This is a genomic window from Aquabacterium sp. (assembly GCF_050725395.1).
GTDB lineage: Bacteria > Pseudomonadota > Gammaproteobacteria > Burkholderiales > Burkholderiaceae_C > Aquabacterium.
Map to the genome: position 1 here is coordinate 175,148 of NZ_JBOHHL010000003.1, position 19,166 is coordinate 194,313.

Annotated in this window: 15 protein-coding genes, 1 tRNA gene and 1 pseudogene; 9 read left to right on the forward strand and 8 right to left on the reverse strand. The window is 65.5% G+C overall.

Annotation, left to right across the window (positions count from 1 at the left end; translation table 11 throughout):
* Positions 1 to 11 precede the first annotated feature (11 nt).
* From ACREB4_RS03440 to ACREB4_RS03450, 3 genes are all read left to right on the forward strand, one after another.
* Positions 12 to 659, forward strand: a complete 648-nt coding sequence (locus ACREB4_RS03440) for an urea amidolyase associated protein UAAP2 (RefSeq protein ID WP_431586791.1) — start codon at positions 12 to 14, stop codon at positions 657 to 659.
* A gap of 10 nt (positions 660 to 669) precedes the next feature.
* A complete protein-coding gene (uca, locus tag ACREB4_RS03445) occupies positions 670 to 4,314 on the forward strand; it encodes an urea carboxylase (protein ID WP_431586792.1) in 3,645 nt (1,214 codons plus the stop codon).
* A gap of 79 nt (positions 4,315 to 4,393) precedes the next feature.
* Positions 4,394 to 5,683: a TIGR03862 family flavoprotein gene (locus ACREB4_RS03450; protein WP_431586793.1), complete on the forward strand. Its 1,290-nt coding sequence runs from the start codon at positions 4,394 to 4,396 to the stop codon at positions 5,681 to 5,683.
* Between the two features lie 55 nt (positions 5,684 to 5,738).
* On the opposite strand, the pseudogene ACREB4_RS03455 reads toward ACREB4_RS03450, so the two are convergent.
* Positions 5,739 to 6,947: pseudogene (locus ACREB4_RS03455) on the reverse strand (NAD(P)/FAD-dependent oxidoreductase); the annotation flags it as partial.
* Positions 6,948 to 6,978: 31 nt separating this feature from the next.
* Positions 6,979 to 8,241: an MFS transporter gene (locus ACREB4_RS03460; RefSeq protein WP_431586794.1), complete on the reverse strand. Its 1,263-nt coding sequence runs from the start codon at positions 8,239 to 8,241 to the stop codon at positions 6,979 to 6,981.
* Positions 8,242 to 8,500: 259 nt separating this feature from the next.
* On the opposite strand from ACREB4_RS03460, the gene ACREB4_RS03465 reads away from it, so the two are divergent.
* The 3 genes from ACREB4_RS03465 (at position 8,501) to ACREB4_RS03475 (ending at position 11,660) form a co-directional block, all read left to right on the forward strand.
* Complete coding sequence (locus ACREB4_RS03465) at positions 8,501 to 9,808, forward strand: ANTAR domain-containing protein (protein ID WP_431586795.1); 1,308 nt, start codon at positions 8,501 to 8,503, stop codon at positions 9,806 to 9,808.
* A gap of 130 nt (positions 9,809 to 9,938) precedes the next feature.
* Positions 9,939 to 10,646: a YkgJ family cysteine cluster protein gene (locus ACREB4_RS03470; protein ID WP_431586796.1), complete on the forward strand. Its 708-nt coding sequence runs from the start codon at positions 9,939 to 9,941 to the stop codon at positions 10,644 to 10,646.
* A 114-nt stretch (positions 10,647 to 10,760) separates the two neighbouring features.
* Positions 10,761 to 11,660, forward strand: a complete 900-nt coding sequence (locus ACREB4_RS03475) for an SDR family NAD(P)-dependent oxidoreductase (protein ID WP_431586797.1) — start codon at positions 10,761 to 10,763, stop codon at positions 11,658 to 11,660.
* A 111-nt stretch (positions 11,661 to 11,771) separates the two neighbouring features.
* Here the strand turns inward: ACREB4_RS03475 and ACREB4_RS03480 are convergent, their stop codons facing one another.
* The 3 genes from ACREB4_RS03480 to ispB all read right to left on the reverse strand — a co-directional run bounded on the left by ACREB4_RS03480 (position 11,772) and on the right by ispB (position 13,745).
* Positions 11,772 to 12,500, reverse strand: coding sequence for a PEP-CTERM sorting domain-containing protein (locus tag ACREB4_RS03480; RefSeq protein ID WP_431586798.1), 729 nt, complete (start codon positions 12,498 to 12,500; stop codon positions 11,772 to 11,774).
* 201 nt (positions 12,501 to 12,701) lie between these two features.
* A tRNA-Pro gene (locus tag ACREB4_RS03485) sits at positions 12,702 to 12,778 on the reverse strand.
* A gap of 25 nt (positions 12,779 to 12,803) precedes the next feature.
* The gene (gene ispB, locus ACREB4_RS03490) at positions 12,804 to 13,745 is read right to left on the reverse strand and encodes an octaprenyl diphosphate synthase (RefSeq protein ID WP_431586838.1); all 942 of its coding nucleotides are present in this window, start codon (positions 13,743 to 13,745) and stop codon (positions 12,804 to 12,806) included.
* Between the two features lie 136 nt (positions 13,746 to 13,881).
* Between ispB and ACREB4_RS03495 the strand changes: the two genes are divergently transcribed.
* Positions 13,882 to 15,174: an FAD-dependent monooxygenase gene (locus ACREB4_RS03495; protein ID WP_431586799.1), complete on the forward strand. Its 1,293-nt coding sequence runs from the start codon at positions 13,882 to 13,884 to the stop codon at positions 15,172 to 15,174.
* A 14-nt stretch (positions 15,175 to 15,188) separates the two neighbouring features.
* Here the strand turns inward: ACREB4_RS03495 and ACREB4_RS03500 are convergent, their stop codons facing one another.
* Together ACREB4_RS03500 and ACREB4_RS03505 are read right to left on the reverse strand one after the other, a co-directional pair.
* A complete protein-coding gene (locus ACREB4_RS03500) occupies positions 15,189 to 15,323 on the reverse strand; it encodes a hypothetical protein (RefSeq protein ID WP_431586800.1) in 135 nt (44 codons plus the stop codon).
* A gap of 96 nt (positions 15,324 to 15,419) precedes the next feature.
* Positions 15,420 to 15,761 (reverse strand): hypothetical protein, encoded by a 342-nt coding sequence (locus ACREB4_RS03505; RefSeq protein WP_431586801.1) that lies wholly within the window; start codon positions 15,759 to 15,761, stop codon positions 15,420 to 15,422.
* A gap of 31 nt (positions 15,762 to 15,792) precedes the next feature.
* On the opposite strand from ACREB4_RS03505, the gene ACREB4_RS03510 reads away from it, so the two are divergent.
* Both ACREB4_RS03510 and ACREB4_RS03515 read left to right on the forward strand, forming a co-directional pair.
* Complete coding sequence (locus ACREB4_RS03510) at positions 15,793 to 17,100, forward strand: glutamate-5-semialdehyde dehydrogenase (RefSeq protein WP_431586802.1); 1,308 nt, start codon at positions 15,793 to 15,795, stop codon at positions 17,098 to 17,100.
* A 13-nt stretch (positions 17,101 to 17,113) separates the two neighbouring features.
* A complete protein-coding gene (locus ACREB4_RS03515; RefSeq protein ID WP_431586803.1) occupies positions 17,114 to 17,896 on the forward strand; it encodes a sulfite exporter TauE/SafE family protein in 783 nt (260 codons plus the stop codon).
* A gap of 6 nt (positions 17,897 to 17,902) precedes the next feature.
* Here the strand turns inward: ACREB4_RS03515 and ACREB4_RS03520 are convergent, their stop codons facing one another.
* Positions 17,903 to 19,075 (reverse strand): SMP-30/gluconolactonase/LRE family protein, encoded by a 1,173-nt coding sequence (locus ACREB4_RS03520; RefSeq protein WP_431586804.1) that lies wholly within the window; start codon positions 19,073 to 19,075, stop codon positions 17,903 to 17,905.
* Positions 19,076 to 19,166: the final 91 nt, after the last annotated feature.

The following is a 19,166-nucleotide window of genomic DNA, read 5'->3' on the forward strand; positions in this document are numbered from 1 at the left end:
ACGACCACACCATGACCGCCATCCGCCTGCAAGAAAGCGCGCTGCAAGCCGAGCGCGCCGTGCTCAACCACAAGCTGCCTTCGGGCGAGCCTTATCTGCTGCAGATCAAGCAAGGCCAGACCCTGCGCATCGTCGACCTCGAAGGCAACCAGGCCGTCGACGTGATCTTCTACAACGCGCAAGACTTGGCCGAGCACTACAGCGCCACCGACACCATGCTGTCGCAAGGCGGCATCTACCTGACCACCGGCACCGTGCTGATGAGCAGCGAAGCGCGCCCCATGCTCACCATCGTGGCCGACACCTGCGGCCGCCACGACACCCTGGGCGGTGCCTGCGCCGCCGAGAGCAACACCGTGCGCTACGCCTTGCAGAAGAAGTTCATGCACAGCTGCCGCGACAACTACCTGATCGCCTTGCAGCACGCCGACATCGGCCTGGGCAAAAGGGACATCGTGCCCAACGTCAACTTTTTCATGAACGTGCCGGTCACCGCTGATGGGGGGTTGAAGTTCGAAGACGGCGTCTCGGGCCCCGGCAAGTACGTGGAGCTGCGCGCCGAGATGGACATCCTGATGCTGGTGTCCAACTGCCCGCAGCTCAACAACCCCTGCAACGCCTACAACCCCACCCCCGCGCAATTCCTGATCTGGGACTGAGACCCAAGCCATGTTCGACACCGTCCTGATCGCCAACCGCGGCGCCATCGCCTGCCGCATCATCCGCACCTTGCGCAAAATGGGCTTGCGCAGCGTGGCCGTCTACTCCGAGGCCGACGCCGATGCCAAGCACGTGGCCATGGCCGATGCCAGCGTGTGCATCGGCCCCGCGCCCGCTGCGCAGAGCTACCTGGATGTGGACCGCATCCTCGCTGCTGCGCGCGAAACCGGCGCTGGCGCCATCCACCCCGGCTATGGCTTCCTGTCGGAGAACCCCGGCTTTGCCGACGCCTGCGAGCAAGCCGGCATCGCCTTCATCGGCCCCACGGGCGGGCAGATGCGCGCCTTTGGCCTGAAGCACACGGCGCGCGAACTGGCACAGCAGCACGATGTGCCCTTGCTGCCCGGCAGTGATTTGCTGAGCGACGCCGCCGATGCCAGAGCGCAAGCCGAACGCATCGGCTACCCCGTGATGTTGAAGAGCACGGCCGGCGGCGGCGGCATCGGCATGCGCCTGGTGCGCAACGCCGCCGAACTCGACGCCGCCTACGAGGCCGTCGAACGCCTGGCCCGCAGCAACTTCAAGGACGCAGGCTTGTTCCTCGAGAAGTTCGTTGAGCACGCGCGCCACATCGAAGTGCAGCTGTTCGGCGATGGACGCGGTCACGTCGTCGCCCTGGGCGAGCGCGATTGCTCGGCCCAGCGCCGCAACCAGAAAGTCATCGAAGAGACCCCAGCCCCGCACTTGAAACCCGAGACACGGGATGCGCTGTTGAAAGCCGCCGTGCGACTCGGTCAAGCCGTCAATTACCGCTCCGCCGGCACCGTTGAATATGTGCTCGACGCCGACACCGGCGCCTTCTACTTCCTCGAAGTCAACACGCGCTTGCAAGTCGAGCATGGCGTGACCGAGCAAGTCACGGGCGTCGACCTGGTCGAATGGATGGTCGGCCTGGCCCGCGGGGATCAACTCAGCTTGCAAGCGCCCGAACCCAAAGGCGCCTCGATCCAGGTGCGCCTTTACGCCGAAGACCCCTCGCGCAACTTCCAGCCGAGTGCAGGTGTGCTCACCGAAGTCGTCTTCCCCACTGATGCGCGCGTGGACACCTGGGTCGACACCGGCACCGACGTGCCGCCACACTACGACCCGATGATCGGCAAGCTCATCGTCACCGCCGACACGCGCGAGCAGGCCGTGGCCAAACTGCAGCAGGCCCTGGCCGGCACGCGCCTGGCCGGCATCGAGACCAATCTTCGCTACCTGCGCGCCGTCACGGCCTCCAGTGTTTTTGCGGAAGGCCAGGTGATCACCAAGACCTTGTCGCAACTGGCCTGGCATCCACATGCGTTTGAAGTGCTGGAACCCGGCGTGCAGACCACCGTGCAGGACTGGCCCGGCCGCCAGGGCCACTGGGACGTGGGTGTGCCGCCGTCCGGCCCCATGGACGACCTGCACCTGCGCCTGGCCAATCAGCTGGTCGGCAACGACGACAGCGCGGCAGCGCTGGAATGCACGCTGTCCGGCCCCACGCTGCGCTTCCATGACGACCTGGTGATCGCCCTCAGCGGCGCGCCCATGGCCGCCACGCTCGATGGCATCGCCCTGCCCTTGAACCAAGCCGTGGCCGTCAAGGCCGGCCAGACGCTCAAACTGGGCGCCGTGCCGCCAGGGCAACCCGGGACGCGCAGCTACCTGGCCGTGCAAGGCGGACTGGACGTGCCGCGCTACCTGGGCAGCCGCAGCACCTTCACCCTGGGCCAGTTCGGCGGCCACGCCGGCCGCACCCTGCGCACAGGCGACCTGTTGCACGTCTGGCCCACGAGTGGCAAGACCGAGGACAAGCCGCTGCAAGGCCAAGCGCCCGACCTCACCCAGCAATGGCACATCGGCGTGCTCTACGGCCCCCACGGCGCGCCCGACTTCTTCACGCCCGACGACATCGCCACCTTCTTCTCGACCGACTGGCAGGTGCACTACAACTCCAGCCGCACCGGCGTGCGCCTCATCGGGCCCAAGCCGCAATGGGCGCGCACCGATGGCGGCGAGGCCGGCCTGCACCCCTCCAACATCCACGACAACGCCTACGCCATCGGCGCCATCGACTTCACCGGCGACATGCCCGTCATCCTCGGCCCCGATGGCCCCAGCCTGGGCGGCTTCGTGTGCCCGGCCGTGGTCGTGGCCGCCGAGCGCTGGAAGCTGGGGCAACTCAAACCCGGCGACACCATCCGCTTCAAGGCCATCACTGCCGATCAGGCCCAGGCCTTGCTGAACGCCCAAGAAGCTTGGCTGGCCGGCCTTGGCCCCTTGCCCGTGCTGCCCACAGGCGTCCCCGCCGACCAGGTCGCCAGCACCCTGTCGCCCATCGTCCACCAACGCGCCGCCCGCCCCACACCCCAAGGCGAAGAGCCCGCCCTGTGCATCCGTCAAGCCGGCGACCGCTACTTGCTCATCGAACTCGGCCCCCTGGTGCTGGACTTGACCCTGCGCTTCCGCGTGCACGCGCTGATGGCCTGGCTGCAGGCCCGCCGCGATGCCCGCGAGCTGCCCGGCATCATCGACATGACCCCCGGTATCCGCTCACTGCAGATCCACTTCGACCCGTGCGTGCTGCCGCGCGCCGAACTGCTCAGCGCCCTGAAGCAGGCCGACGAACAGCTCGGCAGCACGAACGACATCGTCGTGCCGACGCGCACCGTCTGGCTGCCCCTGTCGTGGGATGACAGCGCCACCCAACTGGCCATCCAGAAGTACATGCAATCGGTGCGCGCCGACGCGCCCTGGTGCCCCAGCAACATCGAGTTCATCCGGCGCATCAACGGCCTGGACAGCATCGAGGATGTGAAGCGCGTCGTCTTCGACGCGAGCTACCTCGTCATGGGCCTGGGTGATGTCTACCTGGGCGCACCTGTCGCCACGCCATTGGACCCACGCCACCGCCTCGTCACCACGAAGTACAACCCTGCCCGCACCTGGACGCCCGAGAACGCCGTGGGCATCGGCGGCGCCTACATGTGCGTCTACGGCATGGAAGGCCCGGGCGGCTACCAGTTCGTCGGCCGCACCGTGCAGATGTGGAACCGCTGGCGCGACGAGCGCAGCGGCGCCAGCGATTTCGAAGCCGGCAAGCCCTGGCTGCTGCGCTTCTTCGACCAGATCCGCTTTTACCCGGTCGGTGAAGACGAACTGCTGCAACTGCGCCGCGACTTTCCCGCGGGCCGATTCAAACTCAAGGTCGAGCATGGCCAGTTCAGCCTGGCCGACTACCAGCGCTTTCTGGCCGATGAAGCGCCCAGCATCACCGCCTTCAAATCGCATCAGCAAGCCGCCTTCGATGCCGAGCGCGAGCGCTGGAAAGCCAGCGGCCAGGACGGCAGCTTGAGCGAACTCGACGTCAACACGCCCGTGGACGAGCAAGCCCTGCCGCCTGGCGCCCGTGCGGTGGCCAGCCCGGTGCCCGGCAGCGTCTGGAAGGTGCTGGTCGCCGAAGGCGCCAAGGTGATTGAAGGCCAGACCCTGGCCGTGGTCGAATCCATGAAGATGGAATTCCCGGTGCTGGCACCCTGTGATGGCACGGTGCTGCAGGTGCGCTGCAAGGAAGGCAGTGGCGTCACGGCCGGCCAGGATGTCGTGGTGCTGGGCGGAGAGGGTTGAACGGTTCAAAACGCCCAAGCGTGCGACACTCGGCGGCTGTTTTCCGTTTTCCAGGGGCACCCGCCCCGCGCTGCCCGCCATGTCCACGTCCTCCCCCTTCCCTGCCGCCGCCCCGCATGTCATCGTCATCGGCGGTGGCCCAGCCGGACTGATGGCCGCTGAAACCCTGGCAGCGGGTGGTGCGCGGGTCGACGTGTACGACGCCATGCCTTCGGTGGGCCGCAAGTTCCTGCTGGCCGGCAAGGGAGGACTCAACCTCACGCACGCCGAAGCGCTCGACAAGTTCCTTGGCCGCTACGCCGAGCGCAGCGAAGCCCTCACGCCCCTCATCGAGGCCCTCAGGCCGCAAGCCCTGCGCGACTGGGCCCAGGGCTTGGGCATCGAGACCTTCGTGGGCACGTCCAACCGCGTCTTCCCCAAGGACTTGAAAGCCGCCCCCCTGCTGCGCGCCTGGCTGCACCGCCTGCGCGAAGCCGGCGTGCGCTTCCACATGCGCCACCGTTGGCAAGGCTGGACGGCCGATGGCGCCCTGACCTTCACCTCACCCCAAGGCGACATCACCGCCCAGGCCGACGCCACCGTGCTGGCCCTTGGCGGCGCCAGTTGGGCGCGCCTGGGATCCGACGGCGCCTGGGTGCCTTGGCTGCAAGCCCGTGGCGCCGACATCGCCCCCCTCAAGCCGTCCAATTGCGGCTTCGACGTGGCGCCCACGGCCCCGGACCGCAGCGGCTGGAGCGAGCACCTGCGCAACCGTTTCGCCGGTGCCCCGATCAAGCCCGTGGTCATGCAATTCACCGATGCGCAGGGCCAGGTCCACCGCCAGCAGGGCGAGTTCGTGCTCACCTTCACGGGCATCGAAGGCAGCTTGGTCTATGCCTTTTCGGCTCGCATCCGCGACGCCATCGAGGCGCAAGGACAGGCGACCATCCACCTCGACTTGCTGCCCTCGCACACGTCCGAGCAGGTCTTGACCGAGACCAAGCGCCCACGTGGCACCCGCAGCCTGTCCACGCACCTGAAAAGCTGCCTGGGCATCCAGGGCGTGAAGATGGCCTTGCTGCACGAGTTGCTCAGCCCCGCCCAGCTGACCGATCCGGTTCAACTGGCGCAACTGATCAAGGCCTTGCCCCTCACACTGTCCGCCGCCCGCCCGATCGACGAAGCCATCAGCACGGCTGGGGGTGTCCGGTTCGAGGGATTGACGGCGCAACAGATGCTGTCGACCATCCCCGGCGTGTTCTGCGCGGGCGAGATGCTGGACTGGGAAGCCCCCACCGGCGGCTACCTGCTCACCGCCACCATGGCCACCGGCAAGGCCGCGGGCCAAGGCGTGCTGGATTGGTGGACGGCCCTGCACCCTGCTCAGTGATCGGTGCGGCCTCCGCGGCCAAATTGAATCGCCATGACGATCAGGCGGCGGCGGGGCTGGCTTCGCCGAACATCAGCCTGTCCCGCACCGAATTGACGCAACTGCCTTCACGGATCAGCTTGAAGTAGTAGCTGCCATCCACTGTGTCGCCATACAAGCAGGCACCCACCAGCTTGTCGTCCTTCAACACCAGCTTCTTGTAGACGCCGCCAAAAGGGTCGGTCAGCAGGATCTCTTCTGTGCCATCGCCGCCCATGAAGTCGCCAGCCGAGAACAGGTCGATGCCGGTGACCTTGAGCTTGGTCGAGGTTTGCGAGCCGACGTAGCGCCCGATGCCGTGCATGGCCAGGTGGTTGGCGCACACCTTGCCTTGTTCGAACAAGGGGGCCACGAGGCCATAGGCGATGCCCCGGTGGGCCGCGCATTCGCCCACCGCGTACACGCGCGGGTCGGTCACGGTCTGCATGGTGTCGGTGACCACGATGCCCCGGTGGCAGTGCAAGCCGATCTTCTCGGCGAGGCCGGTGTTGGGTCGGATGCCGGCCGCCATCACCACCAGGTCGGCAGGCACCTCGGTGCCATCCTTGAACCGGACCGACTGCACCCTTCCCTCGGCATTGCCCACCAGCTCCTGGGTCTGCGCGCCAATGCGAAACTGCAGGCCCCGCTCTTCCAGCGACTTCTGCAGCAGCTTGGCGGCCACCTCGTCCAGTTGGCGCTCCATCAACCAGGGCGCGATGTGCACCACGGTGACCTGCATGCCACGCAGCATCAAGCCATTGGCCGCTTCCAGGCCCAGCAGGCCGCCACCGATCACCACCGCGTGCCGGTGGGTGGTGGCCGTCTCGATCATCGTGTTCGTGTCGGAGATGTCGCGGTACGAGATCACACCCTCCAGCTCCTTGCCCGGAACCGGCAGGATGAACGGCGTGGAGCCGGTGGAGATCAGGAGGCGGTCGTACTCGGCCTCGGTGCCATCCTCGGCCGTGACGATGCGCTTCGTCCGGTCAATGCCCACCACCCGCTTGTTCAGGTGCAGCTGGATGCCGTGCTCGGCATACCAGGCCAGCGGGTTGAGGATGATCTCGTCGACCGTCTGCTCACCCGCCAGCACGGGTGACAGCAGGATGCGGTTGTAGTTGGGATGCGGCTCGGCCCCGAACACCGTGATCTCGTAGAGATCGGGCGCCACCTTGATCAACTCTTCCAGCGTGCGCACCCCGGCCATGCCGTTGCCCACCATCACCAGCTTCATTTTCTTCATGGCCGCAGTCCTTGGAAATCGAGGTCGTTGCTCAGTCAGCGCCGCGCAAACCGGCGGGGGCCTTGGGCACGGGGGCCGTGTGGTGAACACGCGCACGACCGCCCTTCTCGGCCCAGGTGCGCGTCCAGCGGACCTGCATGATGCGCATCACCACCAGCATCACCAGTCCCAGGGCGGCGAACAGCACGAAGCCCCACAGGTAAGTGCCCAGGTATTGCTTGGACAAGCCCATCGCGTTCGGCACCAGGCCACCGCCCAGCGCACCGATCTCGCCGATCATCGAGCCGGCCACGGCCGTGCTCAAAGGCCAGCGCAGCGGCACCAGTTGGAACAGTGCGCCATTGCCAGCACCCAAGGCCGCGAAACAGACGATCAACAGCACCGTCGTCAAGACCAACGATGCGGACGACAACCCCACCAGCGTCAGCGACACCGCCACCACGGCCAGCACGATGGTCAGCGTGTTCAAACCGCCCCAGTGGTCGGAGATCCAACCGCCGAGGATGCGCACGAAGGCGCCCATGAAAGCGGCCAGCATCGTCAGTTGCCCAGCCTGCACCTTGCTCACGCCGAACTGGTCGTAGTAATAGGTGGGCAGGAAGGTGGTCAGGCCGATGAAGCCGCCAAAGGTCACGCCATAGATCAGGCTGAAGACCCAGCCGTCTTTCTCGAACAGGCAGGCGATGTGCTCGCGGAAACCAGCGTGCTTGTCCACGTCCGGCGGCTCCTTGGCGAAGACCACCATCACCAGCATGGGCACCATGATGGCGACCGCGGCCACCCCATACACCGCTTGCCAGCCCAGCCATTGCGCCAAAGGCGGCGCCACCAGCACCGACACCGCCGTGCCCACATTGCCCGCGCCCACCAGGCCCATGGCCAGGCCCTTGTGCTGCGGCGGGAACCAGCCCGAGCCCAAGGACAAGGCCACGCCGAAGCTGGCACCGGCGATGCCCAGCAGCACGCCCATCTTCAGCAGGTCGTTGAACTCGTGGACCATGAACACGCCGTACAGCATGGCCAGCGCGATCATGCCCATCTCCACCAGCGTGGCCTTCTTGCGGCCGATGTACTGCGACAGCAGGCCCAGCGGGAAGCGCATCACCGCGCCTGCGATGATGGGAATCGACAGCATCAAGCCCTTCTGCGCGGGCGTCAGGTTGAACGTCTCGCTGATGAAAGGCGCCATGGCGCCGTTGAGCACCCAGATGCAGCACGAGAACGCGAAGTACAGGAAAGACGCGAACAAGGTCGGGCTGTGGCCGCTTCGGAGAAATGTTCTGAAATTGGACATGACAATGGCGCGGTGAAAAGTAGGCGAACAAGTGCCCCTTCAGAAGTGCTGGCCGCGCATCTGAAAAAAGGCAGAGAAAATGAAAAAGCCCGCGGAACCAGAACTGGTGCGGGTCGGGAGGCCTTGGCACCGTGGCGGGCCCAAGCTTGATCGCGGTGCTTCGTTGCGCCGCACCTGGAACAATGCAATATGCGCGCCAACTTGCCATGAGCCCTCCACACCACCCTTTCCACGGTCTTCGAACCGTGCGGTTTTCACAGTGAACAAGCCCCTTGCCTCCCTCACTTTGCTGCTGATGTCCGTGCCTGGCGACAGCGCTGCGGCCTTGGAAGCCATGCTCCACGACGGTTCGCCCGACCCCGCGTTGACAGTCGTCCACGGGGGCGACTGCTGCAATCTGGTGCATCAATTCGAGGCCTGCGCACCGAATCAGGTCGTGGTGCTGGGCGCGCCCAGCTCGGTCCTGATCGATGCATTGAAGGCCTGGGATGGCGCGCCGCCTTGCGCGGTCACTTGCTTGTCGCCCCCGCCCTCACCCGACGACCTCGTCGCCTTGCTCGCCCTCGGACTCACGGGTTGGTGGCCCCAGACCGGGCTGTCGTCGACCGACCTCAACACGGCACTCGCGCTGGATCGGCTGCGCTGGCAGCATGGCCGGGCACAAGCGCACGAACTGAGGCAAGTCCGCAGCCAACTCAGCGACCGCAAGTACCTGGACCGCGCCAAAGGCCTGCTCGCGCAAGCCCGAGGTCTGGACGAAGACGAAGCCTTCAAGCTGCTGCGCGGTGCGGCCATGCACGCCAATCTGAAGATCGGCGATGTCTCCCGCTCGGTGATCGATGCTGCCGCCTGGGCCGAGGCACTGAACCGCGCAGGCCAGTTGCGCATGCTGTCGCAACGCGTGGTGAAACTGGCCGCTCAGCGGCTGGCCAGCGTGGACGCGCACCGGGCCCGCCGGCTGCAGGAAGAGTCCGAACAGCGCGCTCAGGCCAACCTCGACTTCCTGGCGGCCCTGCCCCAGTTGGGCAGCAAAGGCGAATCCTTGCCCAGCGCTTTGGCCCAGACCCACGCCGCCTGGTCCGCGCTGCAGGCCACGCTGAGCCAGCGCAAATCGGCCAGCATCCTCATCCAGGCGGACGACAAGGCCACCGCCCTGCTGGCCCAGGCCGAGGCCCTGGTCAACGAGCTCGAAGCCGCCTCGGGCCGCCGCGCGCTCAAGGTGGTCAATCTGTGCGGCCGCCAACGCATGCTGGCCCAACGCCTGGCCAAGGACGCCTTGCTCGCCGAACTGCTGGACGACCATGCCCGCCGCGACAGCTTCGCCCAGCTGAAGTCCGAGTTCGAAACCGCGCTTTCGGAACTGGAGATGGCCCCCTTGTCCAGCCCCGACATCCGCGCAGCGCTCAAGGCCGCGCGCGATGAGTGGGCGCGGCTGCTGGCCGGACTGCGCTTCCTGGACAAAGCCGAAAGCCGCCTGGCGATCAGCCGGGCCAGCGAGGTGCTGCTGGAAGTGTTCGAAGGCCTGACCACCCTCTACGAGCGCAGCCTTCAGGTCATCATGTCCTGAACGGTGCATGGCATTGGCGCCATTAAACATTCGCGATCTTTTTCACTTTTTGAAACCACAACCGCCCAGGCTTTTTCCGAAAAACAGGGATAAAAATACGCCCCATCACATGAAAGCGATGGAGGTCGTGATGTCTGACGAACGGATGCTGGAACATGCGCTCCCTGAGTTCGCCCAGGCTCGGCAGGATCTCCAGACCCACACCGTCCGAGAAGCCGTGATCCGGTTTTATGCCCGGCATGACGCGCGCATGGATGCCGCCATCCACGCCTCGCCCCAAGCGCTGGCCTGCGACAAAGGCTGCAGCCATTGCTGCCGGCAGTTCGACGTCGTGGCGCTGCCCGTCGAGGTGTTCGAAATCCACGCCCACGTGTTCCGCCACTTCAAGCCAGACGCGCTGCGCAGCACGATCCAGAGGGTGTCCAGCTATGTGGCCAAACGCAAGGGCGTGAGCGAGGAAACGCGCTTGTCCTTGAGGGAGGCCTGCCCCTTCCTGGTCGACAACAGTTGCTCCATCTACCCCGTGCGCCCCTCTGTTTGCCGCAACTACCACGCGACCGACGCCAACAACTGCGAAAAGTCCCTGAAGGAGCCTTTCAGCACCTGGCCCACCACTTACGTCGATGACGTTTTCTTCACCGCCATGGGCAGCGCGGCTGGGTTCAGGAATGCCGTGGCCGAACAGGGCCTGGACACGAAGGAGTACCACCTCTCGGCCGCCTTCCTGGAAACCGTGCAGAACCCCCATTGCGTGAAACGCTTCAAGAGCGGCAAGAGCGCCTTCGTCAAGGCCACCCACACGGGGTTCAACCAAGCCGAATCATCGCGCGCGGCTTGAGAAGGCAGGCCCACTGCGGGGTCCATCGTGGTTTGATTGCACTGCGCTAGGATGCGCGACGAGGTCGTGGCCCTGCCCCCTCGCGGCAATCCACCATTGAAAGAGACCCAGCTCATGGAACTGAATTTCACCGGACGTGTGGCCATCGTGACGGGCGCTGGCGGCGGATTGGGGCGCCAGCACGCCTTGGCCCTGGCCGCCCGCGGGGCCAAGGTATTGGTCAACGATCTGGGCGACAGTTCCGGGCATTCCACCGCCGCCCAGAAAGTGGTCGACGAGATCCAGGCCGCGGGCGGTGTGGCCATGGCGAATGGCTGCTCGGTCACCGACTTCGCCGCGGTGCAGGCCATGGTTCAGCAGGTGAGCGACGCCTGGGGCCGTGTCGACATCCTGGTCAACAACGCCGGCATCCTGCGCGACAAGTCTTTCGCCAAGATGGACATGGACGATTTCCGACTCGTCATCGAGGTCCACCTCATGGGAGCCGTGCATTGCACCAAGGCCGTGTGGCCGCTGATGGTGGCGCAAAAATACGGGCGCGTGGTGATGACCACCTCATCGTCTGGCTTGTACGGCAACTTCGGCCAGGCCAACTACGGTGCCGCCAAGATGGCTTTGGTCGGCCTGATGCAGACCTTGTCCATCGAGGGCGCCAAGAACGACATCCGCGTGAATTGCCTGGCGCCCACCGCCGCGACGGCCATGACCGAAGGCCTGTTCCCGCCTGCCATGCTCGAACTGCTCAAGCCCGAGGCCGTGGTGCCGGCGATGCTGGTGCTGGCCCACGAAAGCGCGCCCAACCGCGCCATCGTGGGCGCGGGCGCCGGCAGCTTCGCCGCCGCGCACATCGCCATGACGCCCGGGGTCTACCTGGGCCTGGGAAGCGACGTGCCCGAACAATTGGCTGGGCACCTGCCTGCGCTGGCCACCCTGGACGGCGCCACCGTGCCAGGCAGCGGCGCGGACCAGGGCCGGCAGGAGCTCACCCTGGCCATGTCGGGCAAGTTGGCCTGAAAAGGTCATGCGCACCCCGGTCAACCCAGCTTGGCCAGCGCTCGCCACAGGCGGGAGCCCCGGCTTCCCATGACACGGGCAAGAACACGCCGCCGAGGCGTGTTGCCAAGCCTAGTGAAGCTGCATCCGAAATCGACGGCGAACGCACAAGCCAAACAAACCGACACACGCCAGCATGAGCGCAGCTGGCTCCGGAACCTGCGTGATTTGCACCCCGCCCAACTCAGTGACAAAACTACCCAACGGCTGGTCAAAGCCAATGTATTTGGCAGGATTGAAAACGATGTGCGAGGACAAGCGGTAACGACCGCTCTGAAGCGTCATTCGCCTTTGCTTCTGCTCATAGCCTTGACCACCCACTTCTGGCAAGGCGATCGATTCAAATGACCCATCGTCAAGCAAACGGCCAAAGTACGCCGAAGCGGACGTTGAAGTGACATTTGCCAAGCCAAAAGAAGAGTGAAAAATCCTCAGCGAGATATCCATCTGCTTTTGAACATCAAAGGTGATGGAGATGTCTGCAGTATTTGTAATGTCCAGGGAATCACCCGATGCATAAGCCGAGGCATATACACCCAACATGTCTGGCTTGATTTCTGATTGTGCCTCAAGCAAATAAAAATGGTTTTCTTGTTCACACCGTGGCGGATAACAAATGACCTCGTAAGAGCTTTGCGCTAAAGAAGCAGAATCGAGTTGGCCCGCTGGAATATCAGACACATGACCTGCGGCATTTACATGCCCTGCCTGTGATACCACCGAAAACTGAGCGTTTGCGGCGAAAGGAACAAAAGCCACGACCACGGTTAATGCGAGACGGGCAATGGAAAATAGTTTCATGATTCCTCCTGATTTTTTGAATTTATATACTAGAGGCCCCATGGGTTTTCGTCAATCGAGCACATGGTTACTGATTGCAAATGGCTCCTTGCGAGGCCCACGGATGATCACATGACTTAGAAACGCACGCCTCCCCAATGAGCAACCTTGCTCAACTTGCTGCCAACATGATCAGATGGGAGGGGCTATTGATGGGCATCCTGGTCGGGGTGAGAGGATTCGAACCTCCGGTCTCTACGTCCCGAACGTAGCGCTTTACCAGACTAAGCTACACCCCGATTTGGCTTTCCCAAGCAGCGCCGATCAGGACGATCGGTGCACGGAATCGGTCGATAATTGTAGCAGAGCGTCCCTGTAGGTCGAGGCGGGCAAGGCCGCCAGACAAGCCTCCGCCAAGCGCGCCTGCTCCTCGGCCGCTTCGCGCGTGGCCTGCAATGCGCCAGTGCTTTTCACGATTTCCACGATCTGCGCCATGCGCTCCACTTCGCCGTTGATGATGGCCTCGCGGATCAGGGTGCGTTGCGCTTCGGTGCCGCGCTGCATGGCCACCAGCAGGGGCAAGGTCGGCTTGCCTTCGCGCAGGTCGTCGCCAATGTTCTTGCCGAGTTCGGCCGTGCTGCCTTCGTAGTCCAGCAGGTCATCGATCAGCTGGAAAGCGGTGCCCAGGGTGCGCCCGTAAGAAGCGCAGGCCTCCTCGACTTCGGGCGACGCGTCCACGATCACCGCGCCCAGGCGGGCACTGGCTTCGAACAGCTTGGCTGTCTTGTACTCGATCACCTTCAGGTAATCGTCCACCGAGATGTCGGGGTCGTGCATGTTCATCAACTGCAGCACCTCGCCCTCGGCGATCACATTGGTCGCGTCGGCCAGCACTTCCATCACGCGCAAACGGTTGGTCGTGACCATCATCTGGAAAGCGCGCGAGTACAGGAAATCGCCCACCAGCACGCTGGCGGCGTTCCCAAACATGGCGTTCGCGGTCTTGCGGCCACGGCGCAGGTTCGATTCGTCGACCACGTCGTCGTGCAGCAGCGTGGCGGTGTGGATGAACTCCACCACAGCGGCCAGCTCATGGCGTTGCGAGGAGTTGTTGCCCAAAGCCCGCGCGATCAGCAACAGCAGCATCGGCCGGATGCGTTTGCCGCCGGCATTGACGATGTAGTTGGAGATCTGGTTGACCAGCGCCACCTTCGAAGACAACCTGCGGTGGATGACCTGATCCACCTCGGCCATGTCGGGGGCCATGAGGCTGCGGTAGTTCACGGTGGGGGTAGAAATGTCTGGCACGCTGGAGACGGTTGGAATGCGGTATTGCGGGGATTATAGGAACCCCCTTCACTTGGGGCCCAACAGCGCGACAATGCCCGTTCAGGAGCGCACGATGAACACCGTTGAAGACACCGCTGTGACAACCCACCACCCCGCCCGACCAAGCCTGTCGATGGCCGTCATCGGTGCCGGCCCGGCCGGTCTGGCGCTGGCGCTTCAAGCCGCGCAGGCCCTGCCCCAGGCCCGCATCACCGTGTTCGACGCCCGCCCCGCCGACAAGGACGTGTCGGGTGACCCACGCACCCTGGCCCTGTCGCTGGGCAGCGTGCAGGAACTGGAGCGCATGGGCGTGTGGACCGCCATCCAGTCCCGGCAGCAGGTGGCGCCCATCCGCACCGTGCACGTGTCCCAGCAGCAGCCCACGGTGCTGTGGCCGGGCCGCGACCAACCGGCCGTCACGATCAGCGCCGCCGAACAGGGCGTGGCGCAACTGGGCGCCGTGGCCAGTTACGGCACCCTGGTCGCCCCCCTGCAGGCTGCGTGGGCCCAAGCCATCGCCCGCGATCCTGAACGCCTGCTGATGCGTTTCGGCACGCCGGTGAAAGGCCTCAAGCCCGTGCCCGGTGGGGTCGAGGTCGATGCCGAGATCGCCGAATCCTTCGACCTGGCCGTGGTGGCCGAAGGCGGCGTGTTCGCCGACCAACCCTCATTGCAATGGCCCCAGGGCCTGAGCCGGGACTACGCCCAGACCGCCTGGGTCGGCCAGGTGCTGCTGAGCGAAGACAGCGAGCCGGGCGTGGCCTACGAGCGTTTCACGCCGTCCGGTCCCGCCGCCCTGCTGCCCTTGCCCGATGGCTCGGTCGTGCCCAATGGGCCGCGGGGCCGCCGGGCCGCCCTGGTGTGGTGTGTGCAGCGCGACGACGACCCGGTGCGCGACCTGACCGACGCCCAACGCCTGGTCGTGCTCAACACGATCTTCCATGAACGCGTGGGCCGCATCCACCAGCTTTCGGCCTTGAAGGCTTTCCCCCTGGGCCTGAACGCCCACCGCAGTTTGGTGAACGACGGCGCCGTGGTGCGCATCGGCAACGCGGCGCAGACCCTGCACCCGGTGGCGGGCCAGGGACTGAACCTGGGTTTGCGGGATGTGCACGAGCTGCTGTCGGCCTTGAAGACCGCCAGCGTGGGAGGAAAGGTGGATGTGGCCGCCGCCCTGCGGCAGTTCCAGCGCCGCCGTCAGCCTGACCGCTGGGCGCTGATCGCGGGCACCGACTTTTTGGCCCGCAGTTTCACGTGGCCCGCGCCCATCCTGGCGACGGCGCGTGGCTTGGGGCTGGGCGCCATGCAGGCGCTGAGCCCGCTGAAGCACCGCTTGGCCAGAACGATGATGTTCGGCCTGCGCTGACGCCGACTGGCGGGTCAGCGCTGCAGCGCCACCATGGTGGACGCGAAACGCGCATCGGCCACGGACGCGTCCGCATTGGCTTGCAAGCCGTACACCGCCCAGGCGGTCATGGCGGCGAACAGCGTGTTTTGCAGCAATTTTTTGCGCATGGGGAGCCTCCTGAATCTCACGGACCGCCCTCGTGCAGCGGGACGGTCTCATCTTAGGAAGGATGATTCTCCTTCCAAGCCGGCAAAAAAACCCCCTTAAGGGGGTAGTTCGGGCCCATCCGCCACGAAATCGGCGTCGCAGCCCCGGCCGGCGGCGATCACCCGGCGCGCCCAGCGCAGCCACAGGCGCCTCAGTGGGTTCCAGCGCAGCCAGCGCCCGGCCGCGAATCGCTCCGGCTGCACCAGCAGGCCACAGCGGTACAGCAACTCACCTTCGGACCAGACCAAGGCCTCGCAGGCGCCCGTCCGGCGGCGGCTGATCAGCATCCCGACGGGGCAGGGTTCCGCCAGGCAGCACACGCCACAACCATTGCAAGGCGCGCCCACCGCCGGCTTGGGGGGCGCCTCGGGGTGGATTTGGATGACTTGGTGGTGCATGAATGGCCGGGGTTTGCGACAATCTTGCCCTATGAACACCGCGCAGACCATTTCCCCCTCCGCCGACCAGCCTGTCGACCAGTACATGAGTGCCGTGGGCCAGGCCGCCCGAGCGGCCGCCACGCTGATGGCCGCGGCCTCCACCGCCTCCCGCAACAACGCCTTGCTGGCGCTGGGCCGGCTGATCCGCGAACAGGCCGCGCCCCTCAAAATGGACAATGTCCAGGACGTGTCCAAGGCCCAGGCCAATGGCCTGAGCGAGCCGATGGTCGACCGCCTGCGCCTGACCGACAAGGTCATCGAGACCATGGCGCAAAGTTGCGAACAGGTCGCCGCCCTGCCCGACCCGGTCGGCGAGATGACCAACCTGCGCCAGCGCCCCACTGGCATCACCGTGGGCCAGATGCGCGTGCCCATCGGCGTGTTCGGCATGATTTTCGAAAGCCGGCCCAATGTGACGATCGAAGCGGCGTCTTTGGCGATCAAGAGCGGCAACGCCTGCGTGCTGCGCGGCGGCTCCGAGGCCATCCACTCCAACCTGGCCTTGTGGAAGCTGGTGCAAGCCGCGCTGGTCGAAGCCGGCCTGCCTGCCACCGGCGTGCAGCTGGTGCAAACCACCGACCGCGCCGCCGTGGGCCAGCTCATCACCATGCCGCAGTACGTGGACGTGATCATCCCGCGCGGGGGCAAGGGCCTGATCGAGCGCATCAGCGCGGAGGCCAAGGTGCCGGTCATCAAGCACCTCGATGGCAACTGCCACACCTACGTCGATGCCGAGGTGGACCTGGCCCTGGCCGTCAAGGTGACCGACAACGCCAAGACGCAAAAGTACAGCCCCTGCAACGCCACTGAATCGCTGCTGGTGCACGCCAAGCAGGCCACGGCCTTTTTGCCGCTGATCGGCCAGGTCTTCGCCGACAAGGGCGTGGAGATGCGCGCCGATGCCCGTGCCAAGGCCATCCTGGCCGACGTGCCTGGCGCCAAGGTGGTCGACGCCACCGAACAGGACTGGTCCGAGGAATACCTGGCGCCCGTGATCGCGGTGAAGGTGGTCGATTCGCTGGACGAGGCCATCGCGCACATCAACCACTACGGCTCGCACCACACCGATGCGATCCTGACCACCAACCACCCCAACGGCATGCGCTTCATCCGCGAGGTGGATTCGGCCAGCGTGATGATCAACGCGTCCACGCGCTTCGCCGATGGCTTCGAGTTCGGCTTGGGCGCCGAGATCGGCATCAGCACGGACAAATTCCATGCGCGCGGTCCGGTCGGCCTGGAAGGGCTGACGTCCTTGAAATACGTGGTGCTGGGCCAGGGCGAAGTGCGCGCCTGATCCCCTGCCTGGCATGCTGGACCTGACGCCGGCCAACGTCGGCCTGATGTTGCTGGCCGCCGGCGGCGCTGGCGTGGTCGATGCCATCGTGGGCGGCGGGGGGCTGATCATGGTGCCCTCGCTGTTCGGCCTGTTCCCGGGTGCCCCGCCCGCCACCTTGCTGGGCACCAACAAGGCCGCGGCGGTGTGGGGCACGGGCTGGTCGGCCTGGCAGTTTTCAAGACAGGTGAAGCTGCCTTCGTCGCGGCTGCTGGGGGCCATCGTGGCCGCCCTGGTCGGCGCATGCACCGGGGCCTGGCTGGCGACGCGGGTGCCCGCCTCGCAATTCAGGGTGGCCTTGCCGGTGGTGCTGGCGCTGGTGTGGCTCTACACCCTGCGGCGCAAGGACCTGGGCCGGCACCACACGCCCCACTGGTCACACCAGACCGAACACCTGCTGGCGACGCTGCTGGGCGCCGCGGTGGGGTTTTACGATGGGCTGTTCGGCCCTGGCACGGGCAGCTTCTTCGTGTTCGCCCTGGTGCGCGGCCTGGGCTGGGATTTCCTGCACGCCAGCGCGGGCGCCAAGCGTTTGAACTTCGCCACCAATGTGGCGGCGCTGGCCTGGTTCATCCCGCATGGGCACGTGGATTGGGCCCTGGCCTTGCCCATGGCCGTGGCCAATGTGGCGGGCAGCCAGGTCGGCACGCGCCTCGCCTTGCGCCATGGCACAGGCTTCGTGCGCGGGGTATTCCTGGTCGTGGTCGGCGCTTTGATCCTCAAGACAGCCTGGGATGCCTGGGGCACCTGGCCGTGAGTTTTTTCAGCGCGCGGCCGGGCCGGTGTAGTTCCTCCAGCCGATGGAGGGGGCGTTGAGGCTCTGGATGAAGAGCTTGCCGTCCACTTCGGTGGCGGCCGTGGTTTCGGGATAGGCGCCACTGGGATCCTGCAGGTCGTCCACCACCTTGCCGGATTCGTCGAAAGCGATGATGTGGCCATATTCCTTGGGCACCGGCCACAGGAACCGGGGCAGGCGCAAAGTCAGCGAGCGGATGAAAGGCCGCTCGGCCGCCATGTCGACCACCGGGCTGCGGGGCTTGGTCAGGCCCACCCAGATGCGGCCCGAGGCGCCAGCCATCAGGTTGTCGGGGTAACCAGGCAGGTTGTCCAGCAGCACGGTCGCGGCGCCCTGGCCGAGGGCATTGGCCAGGGTCGGCGTGCCGGTCATGCCTTGGGTGGGCCGCGTCACCGACAGCTTGGCCAGGTCGAGCTTCAGGATGCGGTAGCTGGCGGTCTCGGACAGGAACATGCTTTTGCCGTCGGCGGAAAACGCCACGCCATTGGGAAAGCACAAGCCGGACAGGGCCACGCGCGACTTCATCGACACCGGGTCGACAGCGATGAGCCGGCCGGTGCAGCTGTGTTCCAGGATGTCCAGCACGCTGGCTTCGAAAGTGCTTTTCCATTCGGACACGCTGAAACGGCGGGTGGCGTCCGTCAGCCAGACCGTGCCGCCGGGGCCGACCTTGACCGCGTCGGCGTAACGCAGCGGGTCACCGGCCACGGGGTCATCCACCATGGTCAACAGGGTTTCGACCTTGGCGCTCGGGCCACTGCCTTCGATTCGCAGCAACCCTTTGAGGCCATCGGCCACCAGCACGCGCCCTTGGGCGTCCACGTCGATGCCCAAGGGTCGGCCGCCCGTGTTGGCCACCAACTCGCGCGTCTTGCCGTCCAGGCCGACCTTCAGAACATCACCATTGAGCAAGCCGGTGTACAGCCAGCCTTGGTGAAAGGTGATGTGCTCGGGGCCCTGCTGGCCCGGGCCCAATTCCATCCGCCGCAGGCTGGCCAGCTTCTGGTTGACCGCATGCGCGCCCACGTAGCCCAGGTCCTTGGGCGCCTGCCAGGCGACCGGAACGGCGGGCACCGGCCAAAAGGCCAGGTACACCAGCAAAGCCACCAGGGGCGTCAACCACGAAGCGATCAACCTCACTTGCGCACTCCAGCTGCCCAATCGCGATGGGCTATTAATTTCATTGAATCGATTGAATTCACAAACAACCCCGGAATGGCGATGATGAGAA

Bases quoted from the DNA above. Each gene is read 5' to 3' on its own strand.
- ACREB4_RS03460 (WP_431586794.1), bottom strand. From the start codon at position 8,241: ATGTCCAATTTCAGAACATTTCTCCGAAGCGGCCACAGCCCGACCTTG.
- uca (WP_431586792.1), top strand. From the start codon at position 670: ATGTTCGACACCGTCCTGATCGCCAACCGCGGCGCCATCGCCTGCCGC.
- ispB (WP_431586838.1), bottom strand. From the start codon at position 13,745: ATGGCCCCCGACATGGCCGAGGTGGATCAGGTCATCCACCGCAGGTTG.
- ACREB4_RS03470 (WP_431586796.1), top strand. From the start codon at position 9,939: ATGTCTGACGAACGGATGCTGGAACATGCGCTCCCTGAGTTCGCCCAG.
- ACREB4_RS03440 (WP_431586791.1), top strand. From the start codon at position 12: ATGACCGCCATCCGCCTGCAAGAAAGCGCGCTGCAAGCCGAGCGCGCC.
- ACREB4_RS03475 (WP_431586797.1), top strand. From the start codon at position 10,761: ATGGAACTGAATTTCACCGGACGTGTGGCCATCGTGACGGGCGCTGGC.
- ACREB4_RS03505 (WP_431586801.1), bottom strand. From the start codon at position 15,761: ATGCACCACCAAGTCATCCAAATCCACCCCGAGGCGCCCCCCAAGCCG.
- ACREB4_RS03480 (WP_431586798.1), bottom strand. From the start codon at position 12,500: ATGAAACTATTTTCCATTGCCCGTCTCGCATTAACCGTGGTCGTGGCT.
- ACREB4_RS03495 (WP_431586799.1), top strand. From the start codon at position 13,882: ATGAACACCGTTGAAGACACCGCTGTGACAACCCACCACCCCGCCCGA.
- ACREB4_RS03510 (WP_431586802.1), top strand. From the start codon at position 15,793: ATGAACACCGCGCAGACCATTTCCCCCTCCGCCGACCAGCCTGTCGAC.
- ACREB4_RS03515 (WP_431586803.1), top strand. From the start codon at position 17,114: ATGCTGGACCTGACGCCGGCCAACGTCGGCCTGATGTTGCTGGCCGCC.
- ACREB4_RS03500 (WP_431586800.1), bottom strand. From the start codon at position 15,323: ATGCGCAAAAAATTGCTGCAAAACACGCTGTTCGCCGCCATGACCGCC.
- ACREB4_RS03450 (WP_431586793.1), top strand. From the start codon at position 4,394: ATGTCCACGTCCTCCCCCTTCCCTGCCGCCGCCCCGCATGTCATCGTC.